At 67.2% G+C, this 7,091-nt stretch carries 2 protein-coding genes; one reads left to right on the top strand and one right to left on the bottom strand.

From position 1 onward, the window contains the following. Positions 1 to 172: 172 nt before the first annotated feature. Positions 173 to 1,024, bottom strand: coding sequence for a 3-hydroxybutyryl-CoA dehydrogenase (locus L1892_RS24460; protein WP_235726343.1), 852 nt, complete (start codon positions 1,022 to 1,024; stop codon positions 173 to 175). 422 nt (positions 1,025 to 1,446) lie between these two features. Between L1892_RS24460 and L1892_RS24455 the strand changes: the two genes are divergently transcribed. Beyond that, entirely contained in the window at positions 1,447 to 6,939 is a 5,493-nt protein-coding gene (locus L1892_RS24455) for an ATP-binding protein (protein ID WP_235726342.1), read from the top strand. The last annotated feature ends 152 nt before the right edge of the window (positions 6,940 to 7,091 follow it).

Here is a 7,091-nt window from a genome sequence, read left to right as displayed (position 1 = left end):
CCACAACCCCCAAGCCACCCCAAAGCCGCGAGCACAAAAACCAACGCCCGCGGTCACATACCCCACGCCGCCACCACCATCAGGAACCTCTTGACACCCAACCCCATAGGATGCTCAGGGACCAGCGGTCCGACCCCTGAGGAGCGAGCTTGCGAGCGTCACGAAGGGGGGTCTACTTCGCGTAGTCGTAGAAGCCCTTACCGCTCTTCTTGCCGAGGTAGCCGGCCTCCACCATGCGCTGCAGCAGCGGCGGCGGCGCGAGGTGCGGCTCGCGGAATTCCTGATAGAGCGACTCGGTGACGTCGAGGATCACGTCGAGGCCGATGGTGTCGGTCAGGGTCAACGGCCCCATCGGGTGGGCACACCCGTTGATCATCCCGGTGTCGATGTCCTCCTTGGACGCATAACCGCTCTCGTACATTCGGATGGCGCTCACCAGGTAGGGGACGAGCAGCGCGTTGACGACGAAGCCGCCGCGGTCACCGGCCTGGATGGTCTTCTTGCCCAGATGGTCGCGCGCGTAGGCGGTGACCGTCTCGACCGCCTGCGGCGAGCTCGCGAGGCTGCTGATGATCTCCACCAGCGGCATCACCGGGACCGGGTTGAAGAAGTGCACACCGACCACGCGCGAGGGATCGGCGACGTCCTTGGCGACCCGGATGATCGGGATCGACGAGGTGTTGGTCGCCAGGATCGCCTCGGGTGCGGTCACCTTGTCGAGTTCGGCGAAGAACCCGACCTTGAGCGATTCGACCTCCGGTAGAGCCTCGATGACGAGTTCGCGATCACCGAAGTCCTTGACCGCCGTGGTGAGACGTAGCCGGTCGAGGGCCTGCTGCGCGTCGTCTTCGCTGATCTTGCCCTTTGCCACGCCACGTGCGAGCGACTTGTCGATGCGCGCACGGGCGGCGTCGGCCGCGGCGTCGTCGCGTTCGAGGACGAGGACGTCATCACCGGCGCGGATCGCGACCTCGGCGATCCCGGCGCCCATGGTGCCGCCGCCGACCACTCCCAGCTGTGTCATGCATTCTCTCCAGATCTCGAGGACGGGTCGTGGTCAGGATAGACGTGGCGACCGGGACGACCACATCGGCGATCAACCGACCACCCGGCAAGAAATGTGAGCAATCCCTCATCTTTGGCATTGATCCGACGCTCAACGAGTCCACGTTCGCCGGGATTCCCGCCGCTGCGGGCCTGTTTTCGGTGCGGCGGCGGTCCGGTTCGGCGTCCCACGGGCGACGTGTTCGCGCGGTCTGCCACGCGGACTCACGCAACGTACTCGCGCGTAGGGAATCGATTCGCAACAATCGAGCGGTGTCCGTCGCCGATGTACCCGAAACGTCGGCCGGAGCCACCCGACCTGGTAATCGTCACGACCCGCTCGGCGGGGAGCGCGACACCCGCGCGGACCGACCGACACGACCACAGAGAAGGGAGTCGGTGATGTTCACTCGCATTGCCATCGTGAACCGGGGAGAGTCCGCGATGCGGCTCATCCACGCCGTGCGCGGACTGTCCGCCGAGACCGGACAGCCGATCGAGGTGATCGCCCTGCACACCGACGTCGACCGCAACGCCTCATTCGTGCGGGCAGCTGACGTCACCTACGATTTGGGCCCGGCCGCGTCGCGCCCCTATCTCAATCTCAAGATCCTCGAACGTGCGCTACTCGAGACCGGCGCCGAAGCCGCCTGGGTCGGGTGGGGCTTCGTCGCCGAGGACCCGTTATTCGCCGAACTCTGCGAACGCATCGGCGTGACCTTCGTCGGACCGTCGGCCGAGGCGATGCGCAAACTCGGCGACAAGATCGGCGCCAAGCTCATCGCCGAAGAGGTGGGTGTGCCCGTCGCGGCATGGAGCCGTGGTGGCGTCGACACCCTCGACGATGCGGTGGCCGCGGCGGCCGATATCGGCTACCCGCTGATGCTGAAGGCCACGGCCGGCGGTGGCGGCCGTGGTATTCGCAAGGTGACCAGCGATGCCGAACTCCGCGATGCCTACACCCGCACCCGTGACGAGGCCGAGCGCGCCTTCGGCAGCGGTGTGGTGTTCTTGGAACGCCTGGTCACCGGTGCACGCCACGTCGAGGTCCAGGTGATCGCCGACGGCCAGGGCACGGCGTGGGCGTTGGGCGTGCGTGACTGTTCGGTGCAGCGACGCAACCAGAAGATCATCGAGGAATCGGCGTCACCGGTGCTGCCCGCCGACCAGGTCGCCAATCTCAAGGCCTCCGCTGAGCGTCTCGCCGTCGCCGTCGGCTATCGCGGCGCGGCCACCGTGGAGTTCCTCTACCACCCGGGCGAGAACCTGCTGGCCTTCCTCGAGGTCAACACCCGACTACAGGTCGAGCACCCGATCACCGAGACCACCACCGGTTTCGACCTGGTCCGCGCCCAACTGCACGTGGCCTCCGGTGGCCGCCTGGAGGGCGAGCCGCCGGCCGAACGGGGCCACGCCATCGAGGCCCGGCTCAACGCCGAAGATCCCGACCGCGACTTCGCGCCGGCACCCGGCCGCATCGCGCTGCTCGAACTGCCGGCCGGCCCCGGCATCCGTGTCGACACCGGCGTCAGCGAGGGCGACACGATTCCGGCGGACTTCGATTCGATGATCGCCAAGATCATCGCCTACGGACGTGACCGCGAGGAGGCGCTCGGCCGATTGCGCCGCGCCATGCGTGAAACCCGGGTCATCATCGCCGGCGGCGCCACCAACAAGAGTTTCGTCCTCGAACTGCTCAGTCGACCCGAGGTGATCGACGGCAGCGCCGACACCGGCTGGATCGATCGCGTTCGCGCCGACGGCGGGCTGGTGGCCAACCGACATTCGGCCATCGCGCTGGCCGCCGCCGCCATCGATGCCTACGAGGAGGAGGAACTCGTCGAGCGGCAGCGCTTGCTGTCGACCGCGTCGGGTGGGCGCCCGCAGGTACAGCACGACAGTGGTCGTCCGCTGGATCTCAAACTGCGTGGTGTCGGCTACCGGGTGCGCGTCGCCCGCATCGGTGCACACCGGTTCCGGGTCGGGATCGAGGCAGGCGTCGAGACCCACACCGCCGATGTCGACCTCGAACGCTTCGACGATCACACCGCCCAGATGGTGGTCAATCATGTCCGGTACCGCTTGGTCACCGACACTCACGGACCCATCCACCTCGTCGACGTCGACGGCGTCACCCACCGGGTGAGTCGCGACGAAGGCGGTGTCCTGCGATCACCGGCACCGGCCCTGGTGGTGGCCACACCGCTGGAGGTCGGCGCCGAGGTCGAGGCCGGCGCGCCGGTGCTGGTGCTGGAGAGCATGAAGATGGAGACGGTGCTACGTGCCCCGGTGCGCTCCCGACTCAAGGAGTCCATGGTCTCGGTCGGCACCCAGGTCGAGACCGGCGCGACCCTGTTGCGTCTGGAGCCACTCGCCGACGACGACGACGCCGAGGCGGCCGAGGAGACCACCGAAGCGGTCGACCTCGAACTGCCCGCGCAGCGCACCGATGTGCAGGCGCACGAGCGCACCACTCGCACGCAGGAGGATCTCCGCAGTCAGCTGCTGGGCTTCGACGTCGACCCGCACGATCGGACGCGCCTGCTCAACGATTACCTCGCCGTCCGCCACGACGCGATGGAGAGCGGCCGCCGCCCGCTGGCCGACGAGCTGGAACTGATCACCGTGTTCGCCGATCTGGCCGAGCTCAGCCAGAATCGTCCGTCCGGCGAGGTGCTGGGTGTCGAACACGTCCACAGCGCCCGCGAGAACTTCCACACGTACCTGCAGAGCCTCGACGTCGAACGGGACGGGCTCCCGGAGACCTTCCACACCCAGCTCGGTCGGGCACTTGGCCACTACGGGGTGCCCGATCTCGAGCGCAGCCCGGAGTTGGAGGCCGCGGTCTTCCGGATCTTCCTGGCGCTGCAGAACCCGGCCGACTCGGTCACCGTGATCAGCACACTCCTGCGCGAGTGGCTGCGCGAACCCACACCGCGCGACGAACTCCAGGACGCTGTTGGCAGCGCGCTGGACCGTCTGGTCGCAGCGACGCAGGTACGCTTCCCGGCCATCGCCGATCTGGCCCGCGGTGTCATCTACGCCTGGTACGGCCAACCGTTGCTGCGCCGGGATAGGGCCCGGGTGTACAACAACGTGCGCAAGCAGTTGCGCTACCTCGACGAGAACCCGACGGCGACCGACCGCGCCGAGCGGATCGCGGACATGGTGCGCAGCACCGAGCCGCTGGTCCGGCTGCTCGGTCAGCGCATCGTGCGGGGCAACCTCGACAATTCGGTGATGCTCGAGGTGCTGACGCGGCGCTACTACGGCAACAAGGGGCTCAGCGACATCCGCATCCAGCCCTCCGGTGGCGCGAGCTTCGTGGTCGCCGAACGCCACGGCGCGAATCTCGTGTCGGCGGCGGTCGGGTTCGACGATTTGCCCGCAACCATGGACGGTCTCGCCGAGCTCGCCCGCGACACCGCGTCGGTCGACGCCGACATCTACCTGAGCTGGGAACAGCAGCCGGACGCCTTCGATGCGATGGCCGCCACGCTGCACGAGATCATCTCCGCCACAGCGATGCCCACCCAGGTCCACCGGATCACGGTGACTGTCGCGGGCAGCGGCGACGCTCGGATGCACAACCACTTCACCTTCCGACCGTCGGCAACCGGCATGTCGGAGGAACGCCTCATTCGGGGACTGCACCCGTACATCGCGCAGCGCATGCAGATGGAACGGCTACGCAAGTTCGACCTCACCCAGTTGCCGTCGTCCGATGACGAAGAGGTCTACCTGTTCCGGTGTGTGGCCAAGGAGAACCCCGCCGACGAGCGGCTGATCGCCTTCGCTCAGGTGCGTGACCTGACCGCCATGCGCGAGCACGACGGGCGGCTGCTGACCCTGCCGACCGCGGAGACCACGCTGGCCTCGTGTGTCGATTCGATCCGGCGGGCCCAGCGTGGGTCGCGTTTGACGTCGTCCACCAATCGGATCGTCATGTACGTGTGGCCGCCGATCGACGCACTCGACGACGACCTGAACACGATCGCCGACTACTTCCGAGGCGCGGCCACCGGAGTCGGGCTCGAAGAGGTGCTGCTCATTGCACGGCGGCGCGAGCGCGACACAGGCGAGCTGACCAAGGTCGCCATCCGCTTCTCGGTCAACGCCACCGGTGGATTCGACGTCGCGGTCGGCGAGCCGGCCGACGAACCGATCGAACCGGTCGACGAGTACCGGCAGAAGGTGCTGCGGGCAGCCAAACGCAACACCGTCTACCCGTACGAGTTGGCCGGTCTGCTCGGTGACTTCGCCGAATACGACCTCGACGCAGAGCAGCGACTGGTGCCCGTGGATCGTCCGCGCGGGCGCAACAGCGCAGCGATGGTGGCGGGTGTGGTCACCACCGCCACCGAGAAACATCCGGACGGCGTGACGCGGGTGGTGTTGCTCGGCGACCCCACGAAATCCCTGGGTGCGCTGTCGGAGCCGGAGTGTGCGCGGGTCATCGCCGCACTGGATCTGGCTGAGCAGATGCAGGTCCCGCTCGAGTGGTACGCGCTGTCGTCGGGCGCGCGTATTTCGATGGACTCGGGCACCGAGAACATGGACTGGGTGGCGCGGGCACTCAAACGTGTCGTTGAATACACCCAGGCAGGTGGGGAGATCAACATCGTCGTCGCCGGTATCAACGTCGGTGCGCAGCCGTACTGGAACGCCGAGGCGACGATGCTCATGCACACCAGGGGCATTCTGGTGATGACCCCGGACTCGGCGATGGTGCTGACCGGCAAGCAGTCGTTGGACTTCTCCGGCGGTGTGTCGGCCGAGGACAACTTCGGCATCGGTGGCTACGACCGCGTGATGGGCCCCAACGGGCAGGCGCAGTACTGGGCACCGAACCTCGGCGCGGCGCGCGATGTGTTGATGTCGCATTACGACCACACCTACGTCGCACCGGGCGAGCAGTCGCCGCGGCGCGCTGTCACCAGCGACCCCAGCGACCGCGACGTTTCCGACTTCCCGCATGTATTGGCCGGCAGCGACTTCACCACGGTCGGACAGATCTTCTCGGCCGAGAGCAACCCGGATCGCAAGAAGCCCTTCGACATCCGAACCGTCATGCGCGCCCTCGCCGACCAGGACCATCCGGTACTCGAACGGTGGGCAGGCATGGCCGACGCTGAGACCGCCGTGGTCTGCGACGTGCATCTGGGCGGCATCCCGGTGTGCCTGTTGGGTATCGAGTCGCGCGAGGTGCAGCGTCGCGGGTACAAGCCCACCGACGGTCCCGACACCTACACTGCCGGAACGCTGTTCCCACAGTCGTCGAAGAAGGCGGCGAGGGCCATCAACGTGGCCAGCGGCAATCGGCCGCTGGTGGTGCTGGCCAACCTGTCCGGATTCGACGGGTCACCGGAGTCGATGCGCAAACTGCAGTTGGAGTACGGCGCCGAGATCGGGCGGGCCATCGTCAACTTCCGCGGTCCGATCGTGTTCTGCGTTATCTCGCGCTATCACGGTGGTGCCTTCGTGGTGTTCTCCAAGGCACTCAATCCGAACATGACCGTCCTGGCCATCGACGGCTCCTTCGCGTCAGTGCTCGGTGGCGCCCCGGCGGCGGCTGTGGTGTTCGCCGGCGAGGTCGCCAAACGAGTGGGCGCCGATCCACGGGTGCGCGATCTGGAGTCACGGGCAGCCGAGGCCACCGGTCCCGACCGCTCCGCGCTCAACGCCGAAGTGGCCGACATTCGGCAATCGGTGCGGGCGGAGAAGATCAGTGAGATCGCGGCCGAATTCGACAAGGTGCACAGCATCCGCCGTGCCGTCGAGGTCGGTTCGGTGGATGCGGTGATCCGCGCCGACGAGTTACGCCCGCGCATCATCGGCGCCATCGAGGCCAGCCCGAACTGGTCGGCGCGGGGAGCGCACGCCGCGATGTCCTGAGGTGTGCCACCTGCCCCCTGAGGAACGAGGCGCTAGTGTTGCGCGTCGTTAATTCGCTTACAGGCGTTCGGGTGGAAGAATTGCCGTATGCCCACTTCGGCGTTGGTTCTCGATGATGATTCGCGCGCGGTGTTGGAGTCGTGGACTCGATC

This window comes from Gordonia tangerina, from assembly GCF_021556435.1.
GTDB lineage: Bacteria > Actinomycetota > Actinomycetes > Mycobacteriales > Mycobacteriaceae > Gordonia > Gordonia tangerina.
The sequence above is the reverse complement of the archived record's forward strand: the minus strand, read 5'-3'. Positions and strand labels throughout refer to the sequence as shown.

Coding starts and splice junctions, on each gene's coding strand:
- L1892_RS24460 (WP_235726343.1), bottom strand. CDS start 1,024: ATGACACAGCTGGGAGTGGTCGGCGGCGGCACCATGGGCGCCGGGATC.
- L1892_RS24455 (WP_235726342.1), top strand. CDS start 1,447: ATGTTCACTCGCATTGCCATCGTGAACCGGGGAGAGTCCGCGATGCGG.